Below are 18,955 nucleotides of genomic sequence, written 5' to 3'. Positions count from 1 at the left end.
GGGCCGGCGGCGGGTGCGGGGTGAGTTTGCCAGAGATTGGGCGGCAGTGGAGGGAGGAAAAAGAGCGTCCGCTACTGTGCCTTGCATGTCGGCAAAAGCAAGGGGATATTCCTATCTCACCGCTGTGCGCGAACATCTGGCTACAAAAGCCCCGGATGTGGGGTCTACTTGGTGTTAGTCGTCCCTAGGAGAGTTCATGGCTACTTCGACTTCCATAATCCAGAGCATCAAGTCTGAGCAAGAAGATGGCTACTCTGACGATAGTCTCTTCAACATCAAACCCTGGGGCGCTGACCTTTCCTTTCGAGAATTGATTGAACGGTACGACGAAGATGAACTCGTTAAACCGGAACTCCAGAGAAACTACGTGTGGGACAGACGCGAGGCGTCACGCTTCATCGATTCCCTGTTGCTAGGACTTCCAGTACCCAGCATATTTCTTGCTCAGACGCGGAATGAAAAACTCCTGATCATTGATGGCTTCCAACGAATCATGACCGTTCGAGATTACGTGCGTGGTATATTCAGCAAAGATCAGAAGAGCTTCGCGCTCTCACGTACTGATAAGATCAATAAGCGCTGGCGCGGCAAGCAGTTTGCTGAGTTGACTGACACTGAGCAACGCAGAATCAAGAACACTACGATTCACGCAATCGTGTTCGCACAGCAGAAGGAACCCGAGAGCGACGACACAAGCCTTTTTCAAGTCTTCGAACGCATCAATACATCGGGCAGAACGCTGACCGCTCAAGAGATCCGGAACTGCGTCGCGCAAGGCGCATTGAATACATTGCTATTCCGGCTGAATGAGGATGTTGTCTGGCGAATCTTGTTTGGGCTTGAATCTGCAGAGCCTCGAATGAGAGACATGGAATTTATTCTCAGGTTCTTTGCCCTAAGTTCTGAACAGTTTAAGCAGATCAAACAAGAAAGTTTGTCACTCAAGCGTCTGCTTGATCTGTACATGAAAAATCATTCCAGTATCAATGACACAACCGCTGGGGAAATGGCGCAGAGGTTCATTGCCGCGATCCGCTTGGCCCATGAAATGTTTGGTGTCAATGCGTTCCACAATATTTCGCCATCAAACAACAAGAAGTACGTCCCAAAATTTAGCCCAACAATCTTCGACTCCATTCTAATAGCCATAGATAGCGCGACTAGGCGTGGCATCGCCCCCTCGCAGGATCCAGGTGGAAATAAATCTGCACTTCTTCAGAACGACGCCTATCGCTCCGCGATTGCTCAAGAGACTATGCGGAAATCCAACATCAACTTGCGCATTCAACTCGCAAGCAGGCATCTTTTTGGTGTGGACTATGAATAATGCAGACGTTGATTCTCAACTTACGCAATGCCGGTCTGAGCTCGTCCATGTAGAAGCGACTATTGCTACGGTTGGCATCATGTCACCAATGGTTCCGTACCTTACAAAATACGCAGTTATAAGGGCATGTGGCTCAATTGAAGTCTCGTTCAAGGCATTGATAGCTGACTTCTGCTCAAAGAGAAGCAAAGCACAGGTTAAACGATTTATTCACTTGAGAGTTAGAAAGGGTTCCGCCAACCCCTCGCAACAGAACATTATGAATACCTTGCATGCGTTCGACGAGGCATGGAGCAAAAAATTCAAAGCCAACTTGAAAGCAGACCCGGATAAACAAAAACTTCTTGTATCACTTCAATCTCTGGTGGATGCGCGAAATGAATTCGCACACGGTGGAAGCCCCACGCTAAGCATTTCTGACGTACTTCGCCATTTTGATTATGCGCGGCGCGTAGTGGAGCATGTGGACACAGTCATCGTTTGACGGTTAATAGATCGCTCAAGCCGAGACCGCTTCGCGGCTCGCCTCAACTAGTTGCATGTGCCATCATGCCGTGCCGCGCAGCGTTCCGGCTTGAGTAAGGCTTTAGGCCTACAGGTGAAGAATGTCGCCAATTGAGAAAATTCAGGAAGGGTTTTTCGGTCATATCGGGACGGCAGCAGCGCTCGTTGTTACCGGCCTGATCGGCTGGCTTGCGCTCGAGGCGGCACCGATTGTTGCGCCAGCGGTGGAATCAGCGCTTCCCGTAAGGGTCGTGCTTGCCATCCTCGCACTTTCCCTCATTGTCAATGTCGGCTTTGCGGTAGCAATCTGGCGCCTTTCTCCAAAGCTTCAAGCCCTAAAGTTGAAATACGGAATCCTCTGGGATAGCGAGAAAAATCCACATTGCCCGATCTGCAAGAACGCCGGCCTGGACTATGGTGAGTGGAACTACGGTCAGTTGGGCTATTTCTGCAATAGCTGCGAAAAAGTATATGGCCTGAAAGACTCCGCTGGAAAAGATGTCAAGCCTAATGACGCCATAGCAGCATTGTAGGCCCGCAATTCGTTCAAGCCGATGCCGCTCCGCGGCACGGACTAATTTAAGCGTTAGGCGCATATGGAAGAGTCGCTGCCAATCTGGCCGCAGCATGAAGTATTTTACATTGAGAGCATGCTGTTTCACACGCGGCAAGCGTGCTCCTCAATTGAGTACGTTTGCGAGCTGATCAAGAAGATCGACTCGGAAATGGAAGCTGGAAAGACTCCCGAGTTTGACTGCTCCATGGCACTCGATAACCTGCAGAGAATGGTCCTCGCCGCGGGTGCACTGTCGCGATACTTTTGGCCAGTCAGGAAGGCTCACCAGGCTCGCGGTGATTTTTTAAAGAGAGCGCTGAGGATCAACGATGACTCTCCGCTCAGAGCCCGTGTGCTGAGAGACGCATCAGAGCACTTCGATGAGCGATTGGATAAGCATCTGTCTGGCGGCATAGTCGGCGTAATCATGCCGGAGTGGTTCGGCCCCAGCTACAAGGGGAAGGTCGAGGCACACTTCTTCCGCGCGTACTTCATTGACTCAGGTGTTTTTAAGATTCTCGGCGAGGAGTTTGAGGTGCAGTCGTTGTCCGATGAGCTTGTGCGACTTCATAACCGACTCGTCTTCCTCGTAGAGAATGGCGGACGACTTCCGGAGGCCGGCGCCTAACCGAGTCGTTGCAACCGACGTTGCATCGTCGCTTGGGCTAAGCGGCAGGTTAAGCTTGCCACCAGCCCCAATCGCCGAAAAAAAATGGGTCAGAGTCGAGTTTCCATAGAGGCAGCTGACTCAACCCAACAACTCTCGCAGATCTTTAGCTTCTCCGCCGTCCCATTCTTCAAACACTTTCAGCTGCGGCGCGACCTCCTTCGATACCTTCGCCGCCGGCCTCGCGCAGATAGCCACCGCGTCCAGCCGGCCCCCGTATTGCCGTGTCCTCGTTGGACAGATTGCGGATCGCAGCGCTCTTGAACAGCTTGTTGTACCCCTTCTCATGCGCCTAGCGACGAGGGCAGTGGAGGGTTGGTGCCGTCGCGCAGGGCGATTGTTGTTGCCTTCGCGAACACGTCGACGTCGTCGCCGTGACTCTGCAACGCAATGACGATTGGCACGTGGACCATCGGCACGTGCGGGCGCGCGGCCAGCGGCGCACTTTGGGTGCCAAGGGGGCTGATCCCGGGGAATCAACATGCGTCGACGCAACAAGGTGCTGCTGGGGCTCGCTGGCATGCTGATCGCCGCGGGCGCGGTGTTCGCCGTGGCCCTCAGTCGCGATGCGGCCTGCCCGCCTCCTGCCGCACTTCCGCAGACCGGCGACTCGATGCGGGCGATCCGCGTGCATTGCTATGGCGGCGCCGAGGTGATGAGGCTCGAGCACGTGCCGCGGCCGGTTCCGGCCGCGGACGAACTGCTGGTGCGCGTGCGCGCAGCCGGCGTGAACCCCCTGGACTGGCATTACCTGCACGGCAAGCCGTACGTGATGCGGCTGTCCACGGGCCTCGGCCGGCCGGAGGATCCGCGCGCGGGCGTGGATTTCGCCGGCACGGTCGAAGCGGTGGGGGCTGCCGTGGACGGCTTCAGGCCCGGCGACCGGGTCTTCGGGGTCGCCAGCGGCGCGTTTGCCGAGTATGTCGTGGTGGGCGCAAGCCGGACCGTGGTGCACATGCCCGACAACATCGATTTCGAACAGGCCGCCGCCGTTCCGATCGCGGCGATCACCGCGCTGCAGGCGCTGCGCGATGCCGGCCAGCTGCAGCCCGGGCAGAAGGTCCTCGTCAATGGCGCCTCCGGCGGCGTCGGCACCTTCGCGGTGCAGATCGCCAAGGCCCTCGGCGCCGAGGTGACCGGCGTCAGCAGCGCGCGCAACACGGAACTGGTGAGCTCGCTCGGCGCCGACCACACCATCGATTACGCGCAGGAGGACTTCACTCGCGGCGGCCCGCGCTACGACCTGGTGATCGACAACGTCGGCAACCATCCGGTCTCGGCCCTGCGGGCTGCCCTGCAGCCGGAAGGCATCCTGGTCATGGTGACCGGGCCGAAGAACAACCCATGGATCGGTCCACTGGGCCGCATGCTGGCCACCCGGCTGACCGCATCCTTCGCCAGCCAGACCCAGGTGACGCTGTTCGCCAGCGCCAACAGGGACGACCTGGCCGTGCTGCGCACCATGCTCGAAAGCGGTCGCGTGCGCCCGGTCATCGACCGCCGCTTCCCCCTGGAACAGGTCCCCCAGGCCATCGAATTCCTGGAACAGGGCCGCACGCGCGGCAAGAGCCTGATCACGATGGGGGACTAGCCGTCCCGCTTCGGCCGGTGGCGGACGGGATGGTCCGCCACGGGTTCACCCCGCAACCACCGCAACGTATTCAGTGCCTCCGACGCCCTTCTTCCACGCATCCAGCTGCGGCGCCACTTCCGTCGCGCCGCCCCTGCCACGCGCTGCAGGTCGAGGTGGGGGCAGGGCGCGCAGGCGGTCGGATGCAGCGGGCGTGCGTGGTGCACGGCCGCAGTGGGCGCGACGAGGTCGAGGTGGGCCAGGGTGCCGGCGGCGCGACATCCGCACGTTCCGGCCACTGGATCAGCCAGCGCCGTGCAGGCATGAAAAAACCGGCGCCGGGCCGGTTCATCATCGTTTCGAACAATTTCAAGGTCTTGTGTGGTGGGCGGTGCAGGGTTCGAACCTGCGACCCTTGCCGTGTGAAGGCAATGCTCTACCGCTGAGCTAACCGCCCGGTCTCGCCACCGGAGTCGGGTCCGGGGAGGCGCCGCCGCCGCGGAGCTGCAGGTGCAGGGGCGGAAACGGGACGCGAATTCTACGCATTCGGGCGGTGGCACGGCAAGCCCGCAGGCGCTTGCGGCTCCGGCCGGCACGGCGAGGCGGGCCGCCGGGCCCCGGCGCCGGCAGTGCGCGGGCTCGGACGTATGACGCATGCCGTGGCCGCCAGCGTGAGGCCCCAGTGGCGCGGCCGGCCCGCAGGCCGCAGGGCTCAGCCGGTATACGCGCGGATCAGCTGGTTCAGGTGCACGCGCTCGGCGTCGCGCAGGAACGGGGCGATCAGCATCATCACCTGCACGATGCCCTCGTGGATCGCGCGGCGTTCGTCGCGGTCGCCGCGCAGGGTGGCGTAGTTGAGCCAGAACGTGGCCAGCACCAGCAGGCTGGTGGCGGCGGCGTCGATCTCCGCGGGCGTGGCCCGGATCACGTCGGCCTGCGCCAGGCCGCGCAGCACCACGTGCGCGCGATCGTCGGCCCGGCCGAGGATGCGGGCAAAGCGGATGCGCAGGCGCCGGCTGCGGCTGAGAATCTCGAGCAGGTCGCGGTAGAGGAAGCGGTAGTCCCAGATGCACTCGAACACCCCGTGCAGCTGCAGCCAGATGTCCTCCAGGCCGGGCAGGCGGCCATCGGGCGGCGCGAGCGCCGCGTCCATGCGCGTCTCGTAGCGCGTGAACAGCTGCTCGATGATGTCGTCCTTGTTGCGGAAGTGGTAGTACAGGTTGCCGGGGCTGATCCCCAGCTCGTCGGCGATGTGGTTGGTGGTGACGGTGGGCTCGCCCTGCGCGTTGAACATGGCGAGCGCGCAGTCGAGGATGCGCTGGCGCGTGTCGCGGGCCATGGGCGAACCGCGGGCCGCTCAGCCCTTGAGCCGCCGCACCAGTTCGACGTACTGCTGGCGCGCGGTGTCGCGCGGCATGCCCTTGAGCCGGGTCCAGGCTTCGAACTTGGCGGTGCCGACGAAATCGAAGAACCCGGGCTTGTCGCCGCTCACGTCGCCCTCCGATCCCTGCTTGTAGAGCGCGTACAGCTGCAGCAGCGTCTCGTTGTCGGGGCGCTCGGGCAGCGACTGCACGTCCCGGGCGGCCTGCTCGAAACTCATGTCGGACGTGGGCATCGTCTGCCTCCCCTCGGGTCCATGGACATGACAGCACGCGCTCCGGAAGCGGTCAATACGGCGGCGGGCGGTGCGCTGCGCGCGCATCGACACGCGCTGCCGCTCGCGCGCGACGGGCGCTGTCATCGATGCGGAACATCTCCCGTGCGGTCACGCGCTTCCGCGCGATCCGGCGCGCATGACCGGTGCCGACACGGCATTCCACGGCGCCGGCGGCGCCAACGGACGAGGTTTCCGCAGAGCTCAGACGTGCGCGGTCAGTAGGACCGACACTGGCGGAAACGCACGCTGCGGCCGCTGTCGGGCGGTGGCGTGAGCTGGATCCGCGACGAGGCCAGGTCGTCGTAGCGCTCGATCAGCGGGCAGATACGCACGAACGCATCGCCGTCGATGGTCGACAGGATCACCTGCAGGGTCGATTCGCTGGACCAGACCGCGCGGTTCACGTCGGGCAGGGTGGAGATGGCGGCGGCGACGTCGGCGCGCTGGCGTTCGATCGGCAGCGAACCGGCGGGAACGTCGGCGGCGGCGGGCGCCTCCGGTGCGGCCGCTGTCGATGGCGCGGACGGTGCCACCGGTTGCGCGGGCGTCGACGGGGCCGGCGCCGTGTCCGCCGGCGTGGGCGCCGGAGTGCCGGTCACGGGCGTCGGCGGGGCGGGCTGCGGCTCCACTATCGCTGCGGGGCGCGGGGCCGGCGCAGACGACGCGGGCGGCGCGGGCAGCGCCAGCCACACCGCGACGCCCGCCAGCAGCGCGAACAGCCACGAGGCAAGCACGCGCTGGCGCGCCAGCTGCGAGGCGCCGGCACGGATGCCTGCGCGCTGCTCAGCGGGCAGGAAGTCGCGCAGCTGCGGCCACAGCGTCGGGCCGTCGAGCAGTTCGATCCGCTGCAGCGCGGCGACCGGGCGCGCGTCCTCGGTGATCCGGCCCTGGGTCAGCAGGAAGCCGCCCGCGGCGCCCTTGACGCCGATCGCGCGCGCCAGCTCGTTCACGGTCAGGCGGCCGAGCACGAAGGCGCTGCCGTGCTTGCACGAGAGCAGCCAGTGCTCGCCGTTGCGCTCGAGCACGTAGTCGGTGTCGTCGGCGGCGTTGTTGCTGTCGACCAGGCGCGTGAACCCGCGTCGGGCCAGCGCATCGAGCACCATGTGGATGAACGAACGCCAAGACACCCCCGACAGCGCCGCGATTCCGGCCCGAGTCTCGTCGCGGTGCAGCTGCACGGTGCGGAAATAGAACGTCGCGAGGCCGCCGATCAGCAGCGTCACGCCGATCGCGATGAGCCAGTTCGACATCGGAAACCAGGGTGCGGAGGGCGGCAAAGCATAGCGGAATCGCCGTCGACCCACGGTGTGCAGCCGGCGCGGCCGCCAGGCGCGGCGCGTGCGCGCCGGACGGCACCCGGCGGCCGCGCGGGCGCGTGCGGATGGCCCGGGCGTCAGCGTGCGGGCGGCTTCGTCGCCTTGCGCGTCGCGGTCTTGCGCGGTGCCCTAGTCGCCTTCGGCGCCGCGGGCGCCGCCTTCGCACGCGCGGCACGCGGCTTGGCCGCCGTCGCCGCCGGCTTTGCCTTCGCCCGGCTGCGGGACGCGGCGCCACGCTCGCGACGCAGTTCGGCCGTCAGTTCGTCCACCCGCTGCGACAGTTCGTGCAGTTCGTCGCGCCCCGGGACGCCCATCGATGCCAGCGCCTGGTGCACGCGCGTCTCGAACCCCTTCTCCAGGCGGTTCCAGGTGTCGCTGGCGCGCTCCCGCGCCTGTCCGACGCGCTGTTCGACGGCCTCGCGCACCGCCTCGCCCTGGCCGGCGAAGCGGCGCGCGGTGTCTTCCAGGCTCGCGCCTTCCTTCACCAGGCTGTCGAACAGGCGGCTGCCTTCGGCCTGGGCGCGTCCGAAGGCGCCCACGCCCGCCAGCCAGATCTGCTGCGCGGATTCGCTGAGCGACTTCGACAGCTGTTCGGCCCGGGCCTGCGCATCGGACTTGCGCGCGGACGCGGGGCGTTTCGCGGACGGCTTGGACCTGGCCATACATGCTCCGTTGCGGGGTGGGCGATCGAGCGTGGCAACGCCCGCTAGAGCAATCACACCACCGTCGATGTGGACCGGACGCGACGGCGCCGGTGGGATGACGGGTGCGGCGCCGTGGGCAAACGCAGTCCTCGCGCCAGTGCAGGATGCGGGCAGGGCCGCGACGGCGTTGCGTGTCCCGTCGCCGGGAGCGGCGCGGCCGCGGCGGCGCACGTGCCGCGTGCATCGATCGCCGCATCGCTTACACACGGCTGGCGCGCCAGACCCCGGTCGAGGCTTGCCCCGCGTTGGCATGCGCCGCACGATGGCGGCATGACGTCGGACGAGATGGACCGGCTCGGCCAGCAGCTGGCCCGCCACCAGGCGCTGCACGATCCCGCCAGCGAGCCGCGCAACGCGCTGCGCTGGCTGCCCGAACTGCGGCGCTGGCAGGCGGCGCGCCTGGAGGAGAGCTTTCGCCACTTCCTGGACGACCCGCGCCGCGCGCCGGCGGCGGAATTCTTCCTCGGCGACGTGTACGGGGACCGCGATTTCACCCGCCGCAACGCCGACATCGCGCGCGTGGTGCCGGTGATGCGGCGCCTGCTGCCCGAGCGCCTGCTGGTCACCGTGGCCGACGCCATCGAGCTGGGCGTGCTCACCCAGGCGCTCGATCTGGACATGGCCGAGCGTCTGCACGACCTGGCGCCGCGGCGTCGCCGGCTCGACCTGCCGCTCTACGCCAAGGCCTACCGCGCGGTCGGGCGGCCGGGCCAGCGACGCCGGCAGATCGCGCTGGTCGCGCAGGTGGGCCGGGGCTTCGGCAATGCGCTGCACCTGCCTGGCGTGTCGGCGCTGCTGGCGTTCTCGCGAGGCCCCGCGCGGCTGGCCGGGCTGAGCGAGCTGCAGGGATTCCTGCAGCGCGGCCACGCCGCGTTCGCGGCGCTGGACGACGCGGACGCGTTCGTCGCCGAGATCGAACGCGATGAACTGCGGGCCTCGCGCCGCGTGTTCGGGGGCGATCCGGACCCGTATCGCGCCGGCGGCTAGAACTTCTCGGCCAGTACCCGGCGGATCTCGCTCTCGATCGGCCCCTTCATCGCCGACAGCAGGAAGCCCAGGCTCGCGGTCACGTGCAGCTGGTTGGGTTCCAGCGCGATCCGGCCGTCGACCCCCGAGCGGGCGAAGTGCAGGGTGTCGCCCTGCCAGTCGCAGGTGACGCCGAAACGTTCGGACAGCGTGCCGGCCACCTGTTCGACCGACTGGCGCGCTTCGTCCATGGGCAGGGTGTGCGCGTGGCGGATGTCGATCGCGGACATGGCGTGGCCTGGAAGCGGGAAGGGCGCCATTTTGCGGGAAGCCGCGACGCGGTGCGTGAGGCGTGCGTGATAGATTGCCGCGCCTATGGACTCCGTCAGACTGCGATTCGCCGGACAGGGGCGCGAGGACCGTCCGCTGGCCATCGGCGTGCACGGCCTCGGCCGCGGCGCGGGCGGTGTGCTGGACCTGGTCGAGGGCGGCGGGGAAGCCGTGCGCCTGTGCGTGGACCGGCGCGGCGTCTGGCTGAACGTCGACGAGGGCGGCCCCGGGGTGCACGTGAACGGCCGCCAGGTGCGGCGCATGGCGATGCTGCGCGTGGGCGATGCGATCTATGTCGACGGGGTCGAACTGCGGCTGGTGTCCGCGACTCCGGTCGAGGCGCTGCCCGCCGACCTGCCTGCGCCCGCGGCCGACGAGCCGCCCGACCTGCGGGTGGTGTTGCGGGGCGTGGGCGGCCGCTTCCACGGCCGCTGCTTCACGCTCGAGCGGCCTCGCCTGGTGGGCCGTCACGCCGAGGCCGACATCCGGATCGACGATCCGGCCTTCGCCGACCGCCATGCGCGCCTCGAGCTCGCGGGCGACCAGGTCGTGCTGCGCGACCTGGGCTCGGCCGAGGGCAGCGTGGTCAACGGCGAGCACGTGCGCGATGCGCTGCTCTCGGCCGGCGACCAGGTGGTGTTCGACGGCCACCACCGGTTCGTGGTCGAGGCCCCGCGACGCAGGCCGGCCGCAGCCGACGCGGCTGCCGCCGCCGAAGCGCCCCTGCCGGTGGCCCTGTCGCCGGACGCCGGCCACCGCGGCCACGTCTCGCGGCTGCCCTGGCTGCTGCTCGCGGCCCTGGGCATCGCCGCGCTGCTCGCGGCGCTGCTGCTGTTCGGCTCAGGCTGAGGGCGCGCGCGGCGAGGGCCGCCGGCCGAACCGCTTCCACACCCGCCAGCCCAGCAGCACGGCCAGGATCGCGGCGTAGAGCAGCGGTTCGCGATAGTCGGACTTCACGATCCACCAGAAGTGCAGTACCGCGAGCGCCGCGACCGGGTAGACGAGCTTGTGCAGCCGCCCCCAGTTGCGGCCCAGCCGCCGCATCCAGCCGCGGGTCGAGGTCACCGCCAGCGGCACCAGCAGCAACCAGGCGGCGAAGCCCACGGTGATGTAGGGGCGCTTGACGATCTCCTCGAACAGCGTGGACCAGTAGCCGCGCAGGTCCAGTCCCAGCCAGGCCGCGAAATGCAGGCTGGCGTAGGCGAACGCATACAGGCCCAGCATGCGCCGGAACTGCAGCAGCGCCGGCTTGCCGGTGAGCTGCCGCAGCGGCGTGATCGCCAGGGTCAGCAGCAGCAGGCGCAGCGCCCACAGCCCCAGCTCGTGTTCGATCGCGGCGACCGGGTCGGCGCCGAGGGCGTCGATGTCGCGTTCGCTGAATACCTGCCAGAACTTCCAGGCCAGCAGCGCCAGCGGCGTGAGCGCGAGGGTATGGACGACGGCCTTGGCCGCGATCAGGGACTTGGACGTGGACGGCAAGGCGGGCGATCCGGGGAAGGGGCGGAAGACGTGGAGCCGGGCAGTGACGCGAAGCGACCGGCGGTCAGTACCACTTCCTCAGGTCCATGCCGCTGTAGAGCGCCGCGACCTGTTCGCCATAGCCGTTGAAGGGCAGGGTGGGGATGCGGTCGGCGAACAGGCGGTTGCCGGTGCCGGCGATGCGGCGTTCGGTCTTCTGGCTCCAGCGCGGGTGGTCCACGTCCGGATTGACGTTGCTGTAGAAGCCGTATTCGCTCGGCTGCAGCTGGTTCCAGGCGGTGGCCGGCATCCTCTCGACGAAGCGGATCTCCACGATCGACTTGATGCTCTTGAAGCCGTACTTCCACGGCACCACCAGGCGCAGCGGCGCACCGTTCTGCTGCGGCAGCGGCTTGCCGTACAGCCCGGTGGCGAGGAAGGTGAGCGGGTGCATCGCCTCGTCGATGCGCAGGCCCTCGCGGTAGGGCCAATCGATCGAGCGGAAGCGCAGGCCGGGCATCTGCGCCGGGTCGGCCAGGGTGGTGAAGGCCACGTATTTCGCCTTCGAGGTGGGCTCGAAGCGCCCGAGCACGTCAGCCAGCGGCACGCCCAGCCAGGGGATCACCATCGACCAGCCCTCCACGCAGCGCAGGCGGTAGATGCGCTCGGTGGGCGTGATCCCGCGCAGCAGGTCGTCGAGCGCGAGCGTGCCGGGCTTCGCGCATTCGCCCGACACCGCGACGTTCCAGGGCGAGGTCTTCAGCGTCTTCGCCGCCTTCGACGGATCCCCTTTGTCGGTGCCGAACTCGTAGAAGTTGTTATAGCTGGTGATGTCCTCGTAGCGCGTCGGCGTCTCGTCCGTGCGGAAGCCGGACTTCGCCTGCGCAGGCATGACCGTCGCGTTCGAAGGCGGTGGCGGCTCGGCCTCGGCGCATCCGGCGAGCGGCAGCAGCGAGGCGCCGGCGAACGCGCCGAGCAGGCGCCGTCGTGCGTGGTACACGGTTTCATCGGTAACCGCGGAATCGGGAACGGCGAGCACGCTGCGCAGGGACATGGAAGGTTTCCTCCGGAACTGCATCTTGGAGCACGCGGCGCGCAAAAAGTTGCGTCGCCGCGGGAATCGCTGGTGCACTGCGGCATACTAGGATGCGTTCCCCTCCGGTTCCGTGAAGCCCGATGTCGCGCGCCTACAATTTCAGTCCCGGCCCTGCCGCTCTGCCCGAACCGGTCCTGCGCCAGGCGCAGGCGGACATGCTCGAATGGGGCGACGCGCGCGCGTCGATCGTGGAGATCAGCCATCGCGGCCCGGAGTTCCTGCAGGTCGCGCGCCAGGCCGAGGCCGACCTGCGCAGCCTGCTCGCGGTACCCGACGACTACGCGGTGCTGTTCCCCGCCGGCGGCGCCACCACCCAGCAGGCCCTGATCGCACTGAACTTCGCCGACGCCGGCCAGCGGGTGGACTACGTGGTCAGCGGCCACTGGGGCAAGACCGCGCTCAAGCAGGTGCCCTCGGTCGCGGTGAACGTGGCCGCGAGCGGCGAGGCGGACGGCTTCCGTCGCATTCCCGCGCGCGAAACCTGGCGCCTGTCCGACGACGCGGCCTACGTCCACGTGACCGCGAACGAGACCATCCACGGGGTCGAGTACCGCCCCGCCTGGGGCCAGGTGCCGCCGGACACCGGCCGCGTGCCGCTGTTCGCCGATTTCAGCTCCAGCATCGCCTCCGAACCGGTCGACGTGTCGAAGTACGGCCTGATCTACGCCGGCGCGCAGAAGAACCTCGGCCCGGTCGGCATCAGCGTGGTGATCGTGCGCCGCGACCTGCTCGAGCGCGCCGGCCAGCCGCGTGCCGACATCTTCGATTACCGCTCGCAGCTGGCGAACGAGTCGATGCTCAACACGCCGCCGACCTGGAACTGGTACGTGCTCGGCCTGACCGTGCGCTGGATGATCGAGGAGGGCGGCACGGCCGAGTTCGACCGCCGCAGCGCGCGCAAGTCCTCCCTGCTGTACGCGGCGATCGACGGCTCCGGTGGCTTCTACCGCAACGAGGTCGACCCGACCGTGCGCTCGCGCATGAACGTGCCGTTCTTCCTCGCCGATTCGGCGCTCGATGCCGCGTTCCTCGACGGCGCGCGCGAGGCCGGGCTGATGGGCCTCAAGGGCCATCGCGTGCTCGGCGGCATGCGCGCGTCGATCTACAACGCGATGCCGGTGGAGGGAGTGCAGGCCCTCGTCGACTACATGCGGGAGTTCCAGACGCGACATGGCTGACAAGCGCACGCCGGCCAGGGCCGGCAAAACCCAGGCGGCCGCCGCGAAGAGCCGCGTCCGTGCCGGTGGCGCGTCGCGGGGGACGGCGGCGAAGCGGGTCCCCGCGCGCTCCGACGCAAGCGTGCCGGCCTCCGGCGGAGCCGACCCGGCCGTCTCCGGCGCGGACGCCTCGGCGCGCAGCCGGGTCGAATTCGCCCGGCAGGCGAAACCCGACCTCGCCGCGGTGCGCGCGCAGATCGACGGCATCGACCGCGAGATCCAGTCGCTGATCGCCGAGCGCGCGCTGTGGGCGCACCAGGTCGGCAAGGCCAAGGGCAAGCTGGCGGCCGCGATCGACTACTACCGCCCCGAGCGCGAGGCGCAGGTACTGCGGCGGGTGGTCGACCGCAACGACGGCCCGCTCTCGGACGAGGTGCTGGTGCGGCTGTTCCGCGAGATCATGTCGGCCTGCCTGGCGCAGCAGGAGCCGCTGAAGATCGGCTACCTCGGCCCGGAAGGGACGTTCTCGCAGCAGGCGGTGCACAAGCACTTCGGCCATTCCGCGCGCGGGCTGCCGCTGGTGAGCATCGAGGAGGTGTTCGACGAGGTCGCCGCCGGCAACGCGGACTTCGGCGTGGTGCCGGTGGAGAACTCCGGCCAGGGCACCATCCAGTCCACGCTCGACATGTTCCTGACCTCGCCGCTGAAGATCTGCGGCGAGGTGGAGCTGCGCGTGCACCAGTACCTGCTCTCGCGCACCGGCCACCTGGAGGACGTCGAGCGCGTGTATTCGCACGGCATGTCGCTGGCGCAGTGCAAGAACTGGCTGCGCCAGAACCTGCCGGACGTGCACAAGGAAGCGGTGTCGAGCAATGCCGAAGCCGTGCGACGGGCGAAGAAGTCGGACGACGCGGCGGCCATCGCCGGCGAGAACGCGGCCCACGTCTACGGGATGAAGGTCGTCGCCGGCCCGATCGAGGACCGCACCGACAACACCACGCGCTTCCTGGTGGTGGGTCGGGCGTCGTTCCCGCCCTCGGGCAACGACCGCACCTCGCTGATGGTGTCGATCCGCGACCAGCCCGGCGCGCTGTACAAGATCCTGGAGCCGCTGGCGCGGCGCGCGATCAGCATGAACCGGATCGAGTCGCGGCCCGCGCACGGCGCCCTGTGGCAGTACGCGTTCTTCATCGACGTCGAGGGCCACGTCGACGAATCGCCGCTGAAGGATGCGCTGGCGGAGATCGACGATTTCGCCGGCGACGTGCACGTGCTGGGTTCCTACCCGGTCGCGGTGCCCTGATCCGACCCCGCGGCACCGGGCGCGGCGGCCGCGGTGCCGCCACCTTGCGCATGTACGCGACGCGCCACCGGCGTGATCGCACCCCCTTTCCTCACTCTTCCGGGAGACGGCAATGAGCAGCAGCGGCACGGGCACGGACTGGATCGCATCGCAGGGCACGCCGCTCCGCGGCACCCTGGTGGTGCCGGGCGACAAGTCGGTGTCCCACCGCGCGATCATGCTGGCGTCGCTCGCCGATGGCACCTCGCGGATCGAGGGCTTCCTGGAGGGCGAGGACGCGCGGGCGACCGAGGCGATCTTCCGGCGGCTGGGCGTCTCGATCGAGGCCCCGGGCCCCGGGCAGCGCGTGGTGCACGGCGTCGGCATCGATGGGCTGCGCGCGCCGGACGGCCCGCTCGACTGCGGCAACGCCGGCACCGGCATGCGCCTGCTGGCTGGGCTGCTGGCGGGCCAGCCGTTCGACAGCGTGCTGGTCGGCGATGCATCGTTGTCCAGGCGCCCGATGAAGCGCGTGACGGTGCCGCTGGCGCGGATGGGCGCACGCATCGATACCGCCGATGGCGGCATGCCGCCGCTGCACATCCACGGCGGATCCGCCCTGCAGGGGATCGAACTGGTGACCGATGTGGCGAGCGCGCAGGTGAAGTCCGCGCTGCTGCTGGCCGGGCTGTACGCCCGCGGCACCACCACCGTGCGCGAGCCGCATCCGACCCGCGACTACACCGAACGCATGCTGCAGGCGCTGGGCTGGCCGATCGTGTTCTCGCCGGGGTATGCACGGCTGGAAGGCGGCCACCGGCTGGCGGCGCGCGACATCGTGGTGCCTGCGGACTTCTCCTCGGCGGCGTTCTTCATCGTGGCCGCGAGCGTGGTACCGGGCTCCGATCTGCTGCTCGAGCGCGTGGGCATGAACCCGCGGCGCACCGGGCTGCTGCATGTGCTGCGGGCGATGGGCGCTGACATCGAGGAAACGCCCGCGGGCGAGCAGGGCGGGGAGCCGGTGAGCGACTTGCGCGTGCGCCACGCGCCGCTGCGCGGCATCGACGTGCCGACGGAGCATGTGGCCGACATGATCGACGAGTTCCCGGCCCTGTTCGTCGCCGCTGCGTGCGCCACCGGCGCCACCGTGGTGAGCGGCGCCGCCGAACTGCGGGTCAAGGAGTCCGACCGGATCGCCGCGATGGCGAACGGCCTGCGGGCGCTGGGCGTCGACGTGGACGAAGCGCCGGACGGTGCCACCATCCAGGGTGGCGCTGCGCTGCAGGGCGGCACGATCGAGAGCCACGGCGACCATCGCATCGCCATGGCTTTCGCCATCGCCGCGCAGCGGGCAACGGGCGAGGTCCGCATCCGCGACGTCGACAACGTCGCCACGTCCTTCCCGGGGTTCGATTCCCTGGCACGTGGCGCAGGCTTCGGCCTCGTCGCGTCGCGCGGCGCCTGACGAACGACCGCGACACCGGCTCAGGTCACCGCCGTGGCGCGACCCCGTCGCGGGCGTCGGATGCAGGGATGGCGCGCGACACCCAGAACGAAGAACGCGCGCCCCTGGGGCGCGCGTCGTCGTTGCGTTCCTGGGGGCCGAGGGGACCTCCTCCGCCGGCCGCGGCGCGCGATTACTGCGTGTCGAGACGGAAATCCACCGGAACCTGCACGGTCGACGCGACGGCCTGTCCGTTCCGGATCGCCGGTTCGAACGTCCAGCCGCGAACGGCCTGCAGCGCCGCGCGGTCCAGCTCGCGCGAGCCGCTGCGGCGGGCGATCGACACATCGGTCGGCGTGCCGTCGGTCCCCACCGCGACTTCCAGCATCACCGTGCCTTCGTCGCCCGCCCGCACCGCGGCGCCCGGATACTCGGGCGCCGGTTGCGAGAGCGGGCGCGCGACGCGATCGGCCACCACGGGCGCGGCACGCTCGCGCGCGGTCTGGTCGCGGGACGCGGGTTCGGTGGACACCGGCGACTCGGAAGGCGCGGGCGTCGTCTCCCCGATCGGCGTGGCCGCAGGCGGCATTTCGGTCGCATCGCGCCGGCCGAGGAAGTACCAGGCGGTGGCGACGATCGCCACCAGCAGCAGGATCCACAGCAGGGCGTTGGCGCCTCCGCCGCGGCGGGGCGGGAGGTCGTCGGGACGCGGCTCGTGGCCGGGCGTGGGAGCGGGACGCTGGATCATCGGATCGGACATCTGAGGGTCCTCATGATGGGTCGAGGCCGACGATTCCACGCGCCGCGTCGATGGCGCGTCGCCGCCGCGTCAACGGCAAGTGAGTGCAGGTCAGCCCGGCGGTTCGAATCTGATGACCTGCTGAACGGTGGCAGGCACCGGGACGCCGTCGCGCAGCGCCGGCTCGAAGCGCCACCGGCGCACGGTCTGCACCGCGGCCCGGTCCAGTGCGCGGTTGCGGCTGCTGCCGACCACGGTGACATCGCTGGGGCGCCCGTCCGTGCCCACCTCGATCCGCAGCACGACATCGCCCGAGGCGCGGGCACGCAGGGCGGCCGACGGATAGTCGGGCGAGGGCGTGGAAATCGGGCGCGGCACACCCGCGTCCACCCGGGGTCCGGCGTCCGGCGGCGCCTGCACGGCGTCCGCAGCCGGCGGCTGCGCGGACGGCGGCGGGACCGGCGACTGCGCCTGCTGGTCGATGCGCGGCGCCTCGTCGCGCGGTGGCGGACGATCGTCCATGCCGCTGGCGCCCGACTCACCCGCCGGCAGCGGTGCCGGCAGGGGTTCGAACACCTGCCCCGGCACGCCGGGCGGAGCTTCGCCGGCGCGGTGGAATTCGAATTCGTCGCGCTTGTTCGACAGCACCAGTGCGAACAGCAGCAGTCCGGCCACGATCGCACCCAGCACCAGCCACCAGCCGCGGCCTGCGGGCAGGAAGCGGGCGAAGCGCTGCAGCGGCGACGGGGAGGCGGGCGGTGCGGTCATGCGATGGCCTGGCGACGACAGGGACACCGGGATTCTGGCACATGCCCTGCGCCGGGCCGCGCGCCGGCAGCGTGCGCGCAACTCGGCGATAATCGGCGTTTTCCAGCGCCGTTCCCGCCATGCTCGATCCCAGCCTGTTTCGCCAGCACCTCGACCACACCGCCGCGCAGCTGCGCGAACTGCGCGGCTTCGCGCTGCCGGTGACGCAGCTGCAGGCGCTGGAGGCCGAGCGCAAGCAGATCCAGGTGCGCACCCAGGAACTGCAGAACCTGCGCAACACGCGCAGCAAGGCGATCGGCCAGGCCAAGGCGCGGGGCGAGGACGTGGCGCCGCTGCTGGCAGAAGTGGCCGGGCTGGGCGACGAACTCAAGGCCAGCGAGGCGCGGCTCGACGCGATCCGCGGCGAGCTGGAGGCGATCGCGCTGGGCGTGCCGAACCTGCCCGACGCGTCCGTGCCCGTCGGCGGCGACGAATCGGGCAACGTGGAGCTGCACCGCTGGGGCGAACCCCGCAGCTTCGATTTCGAGGTCCGCGACCACGTCGAGCTCGGCGCGCGCCACGGCTGGCTCGATGGCGACACCGCGGCCAAGCTGTCCGGCGCGCGTTTCACCGTGCTGCGTGGCCAGCTGGCGCGGCTGCACCGCGCGCTGGCGCAGTTCATGCTCGACCTGCACGTGGGCGAACACGCGTACGAAGAAACGAATGTGCCGGTGATCGTCAATGCCGACAGTCTGCTCGGCACCGGCCAGCTGCCGAAGTTCGAGGACGACATGTTCGCCACCCAGCTGGGCGAGCATCGGCGCTACCTGGTTTCCACCGCCGAGATTCCGCTGACCAACACCGTGCGCGACGGGATCCTCGAGGCCGACCGGCTGCCGCTGCGGATGGCCGCGCATTCGCTGTGCTTCCGCTCCGAGGCCGGCAGCGGCGGGCGCGACGTGCGCGGCATGATCCGCCAGCACCAGTTCGAGAAGGTCGAGCTGGTGTCGATCACGGCGCCCGCCGACAGCGACGCCGAGCACGAGCGCATGACGCGCTGCGCGGAAACCGTGCTCGAACGCCTCGGCCTGCCGTACCGGCGCATGCTGCTGTGCTCCGGCGACATGGGCTTCTCGGCGCGCAAGACCTTCGATCTGGAAGTCTGGCTGCCGTCGCAGCAGACCTACCGCGAGATTTCCTCGTGCTCGAACTGCGGCGACTTCCAGGCCAGGCGCATGCAGGCGCGCTGGCGCAACCCGGACACCGGCAAGCCCGAGCCGGTGCACACGCTCAACGGGTCGGGCGTGGCGGTGGGCCGCGCCCTGATCGCGGTGATGGAGAACGGCCAGCAGGCCGACGGCTCGATGCGGGTGCCCGAGGCGTTGCGTCCCTACATGGGCGGGCTGGAACGCATCGCCTGACCTGGCGGCCCGCC

At 68.3% G+C, this 18,955-nt stretch carries 20 protein-coding genes and 1 tRNA gene; 11 read left to right on the top strand and 10 right to left on the bottom strand.

Going from position 1 to position 18,955, the window contains the following annotated elements:
* Positions 1-196: 196 nt before the first annotated feature.
* The 5 genes from QFW80_RS04730 to QFW80_RS04710 all read left to right on the top strand — a co-directional run bounded on the left by QFW80_RS04730 (position 197) and on the right by QFW80_RS04710 (position 4,645).
* A complete protein-coding gene (locus QFW80_RS04730; RefSeq protein ID WP_280600193.1) occupies positions 197-1,327 on the top strand; it encodes a GmrSD restriction endonuclease domain-containing protein in 1,131 nt (376 codons plus the stop codon).
* Entirely contained in the window at positions 1,320-1,811 is a 492-nt protein-coding gene (locus tag QFW80_RS04725; RefSeq protein WP_280600191.1) for a HEPN domain-containing protein, read from the top strand. Before QFW80_RS04730 ends, QFW80_RS04725 begins: the two co-directional genes overlap by 8 nt.
* Positions 1,812-1,932: 121 nt before the next feature.
* Positions 1,933-2,364 carry a hypothetical protein gene (locus tag QFW80_RS04720; RefSeq protein ID WP_280600189.1) on the top strand — a complete coding sequence of 144 codons (432 nt, stop codon included), beginning with the start codon at positions 1,933-1,935 and terminating at the stop codon, positions 2,362-2,364.
* A gap of 63 nt (positions 2,365-2,427) precedes the next feature.
* Positions 2,428-3,015 (top strand): hypothetical protein, encoded by a 588-nt coding sequence (locus QFW80_RS04715; RefSeq protein WP_280600188.1) that lies wholly within the window; start codon positions 2,428-2,430, stop codon positions 3,013-3,015.
* A gap of 520 nt (positions 3,016-3,535) precedes the next feature.
* On the top strand, positions 3,536-4,645 hold the full coding sequence (locus QFW80_RS04710) for an NAD(P)-dependent alcohol dehydrogenase (RefSeq protein ID WP_280600186.1): 1,110 nt from the start codon (positions 3,536-3,538) through the stop codon (positions 4,643-4,645).
* 361 nt (positions 4,646-5,006) lie between these two features.
* Here QFW80_RS04710 and QFW80_RS04705 read toward each other — a convergent pair.
* The 5 genes from QFW80_RS04705 to QFW80_RS04685 all read right to left on the bottom strand — a co-directional run bounded on the left by QFW80_RS04705 (position 5,007) and on the right by QFW80_RS04685 (position 8,259).
* Positions 5,007-5,081, bottom strand: a tRNA-Val gene (locus tag QFW80_RS04705).
* Positions 5,082-5,336: 255 nt separating this feature from the next.
* Positions 5,337-5,963: a TetR/AcrR family transcriptional regulator gene (locus QFW80_RS04700; protein ID WP_280600184.1), complete on the bottom strand. Its 627-nt coding sequence runs from the start codon at positions 5,961-5,963 to the stop codon at positions 5,337-5,339.
* A gap of 18 nt (positions 5,964-5,981) precedes the next feature.
* Complete coding sequence (locus QFW80_RS04695; RefSeq protein ID WP_280600182.1) at positions 5,982-6,239, bottom strand: acyl-CoA-binding protein; 258 nt, start codon at positions 6,237-6,239, stop codon at positions 5,982-5,984.
* A gap of 257 nt (positions 6,240-6,496) precedes the next feature.
* Positions 6,497-7,531 (bottom strand): restriction endonuclease, encoded by a 1,035-nt coding sequence (locus tag QFW80_RS04690; protein ID WP_280600180.1) that lies wholly within the window; start codon positions 7,529-7,531, stop codon positions 6,497-6,499.
* A 143-nt stretch (positions 7,532-7,674) separates the two neighbouring features.
* Positions 7,675-8,259, bottom strand: coding sequence for a phasin family protein (locus QFW80_RS04685; RefSeq protein ID WP_280600178.1), 585 nt, complete (start codon positions 8,257-8,259; stop codon positions 7,675-7,677).
* A 312-nt stretch (positions 8,260-8,571) separates the two neighbouring features.
* On the opposite strand from QFW80_RS04685, the gene QFW80_RS04680 reads away from it, so the two are divergent.
* A complete protein-coding gene (locus tag QFW80_RS04680; RefSeq protein ID WP_280600177.1) occupies positions 8,572-9,288 on the top strand; it encodes a DUF8198 family protein in 717 nt (238 codons plus the stop codon).
* Here the strand turns inward: QFW80_RS04680 and QFW80_RS04675 are convergent.
* Positions 9,285-9,557, bottom strand: coding sequence for a polyhydroxyalkanoic acid system family protein (locus QFW80_RS04675; protein WP_280600176.1), 273 nt, complete (start codon positions 9,555-9,557; stop codon positions 9,285-9,287). The two genes, QFW80_RS04680 and QFW80_RS04675, sit on opposite strands and share 4 nt — an antisense overlap.
* Positions 9,558-9,642: 85 nt before the next feature.
* On the opposite strand from QFW80_RS04675, the gene QFW80_RS04670 reads away from it, so the two are divergent.
* Positions 9,643-10,446, top strand: coding sequence for an FHA domain-containing protein (locus tag QFW80_RS04670; RefSeq protein WP_280600175.1), 804 nt, complete (start codon positions 9,643-9,645; stop codon positions 10,444-10,446).
* On the opposite strand, the gene msrQ is transcribed toward QFW80_RS04670, so the two are convergent.
* Both msrQ and msrP read right to left on the bottom strand, forming a co-directional pair.
* Positions 10,438-11,076, bottom strand: coding sequence for a protein-methionine-sulfoxide reductase heme-binding subunit MsrQ (msrQ, locus tag QFW80_RS04665; RefSeq protein ID WP_280600174.1), 639 nt, complete (start codon positions 11,074-11,076; stop codon positions 10,438-10,440). The genes QFW80_RS04670 and msrQ overlap by 9 nt on opposite strands.
* 64 nt (positions 11,077-11,140) lie before the next feature.
* Positions 11,141-12,109, bottom strand: coding sequence for a protein-methionine-sulfoxide reductase catalytic subunit MsrP (gene msrP, locus QFW80_RS04660; protein WP_280600172.1), 969 nt, complete (start codon positions 12,107-12,109; stop codon positions 11,141-11,143).
* A gap of 122 nt (positions 12,110-12,231) precedes the next feature.
* Here msrP and serC point away from each other — a divergent pair, with 122 nt between their 5' ends.
* The 3 genes from serC (at position 12,232) to aroA (ending at position 16,055) form a co-directional block, all read left to right on the top strand.
* Positions 12,232-13,329, top strand: a complete 1,098-nt coding sequence (gene serC, locus QFW80_RS04655) for a phosphoserine transaminase (RefSeq protein ID WP_280600170.1) — start codon at positions 12,232-12,234, stop codon at positions 13,327-13,329.
* Positions 13,330-13,450: 121 nt separating this feature from the next.
* Positions 13,451-14,611 (top strand): prephenate dehydratase, encoded by a 1,161-nt coding sequence (gene pheA / locus QFW80_RS04650; protein ID WP_280600169.1) that lies wholly within the window; start codon positions 13,451-13,453, stop codon positions 14,609-14,611.
* A 112-nt stretch (positions 14,612-14,723) separates the two neighbouring features.
* Entirely contained in the window at positions 14,724-16,055 is a 1,332-nt protein-coding gene (gene aroA / locus QFW80_RS04645; protein WP_280600167.1) for a 3-phosphoshikimate 1-carboxyvinyltransferase, read from the top strand.
* Between the two features lie 172 nt (positions 16,056-16,227).
* Here aroA and QFW80_RS04640 read toward each other — a convergent pair whose 3' ends face one another.
* Together QFW80_RS04640 and QFW80_RS04635 are read right to left on the bottom strand one after the other, a co-directional pair.
* A complete protein-coding gene (locus tag QFW80_RS04640; RefSeq protein WP_280600166.1) occupies positions 16,228-16,794 on the bottom strand; it encodes an energy transducer TonB in 567 nt (188 codons plus the stop codon).
* 90 nt (positions 16,795-16,884) lie between these two features.
* Positions 16,885-17,541, bottom strand: a complete 657-nt coding sequence (locus tag QFW80_RS04635; protein WP_280600165.1) for an energy transducer TonB — start codon at positions 17,539-17,541, stop codon at positions 16,885-16,887.
* 119 nt (positions 17,542-17,660) lie between these two features.
* Here QFW80_RS04635 and serS point away from each other — a divergent pair, with 119 nt between their 5' ends.
* Complete coding sequence (serS, locus tag QFW80_RS04630; RefSeq protein ID WP_280600163.1) at positions 17,661-18,941, top strand: serine--tRNA ligase; 1,281 nt, start codon at positions 17,661-17,663, stop codon at positions 18,939-18,941.
* The last annotated feature ends 14 nt before the right edge of the window (positions 18,942-18,955 follow it).

Origin of the sequence: Luteimonas rhizosphaericola, from assembly GCF_029888045.1 — a bacterium.
In the GTDB taxonomy this organism is placed as follows: Bacteria; Pseudomonadota; Gammaproteobacteria; order Xanthomonadales; family Xanthomonadaceae; genus Luteimonas; species Luteimonas rhizosphaericola.
Note: the sequence above shows the minus strand (reverse complement) of the source record. Positions and strands in the feature narration are given on the sequence as shown.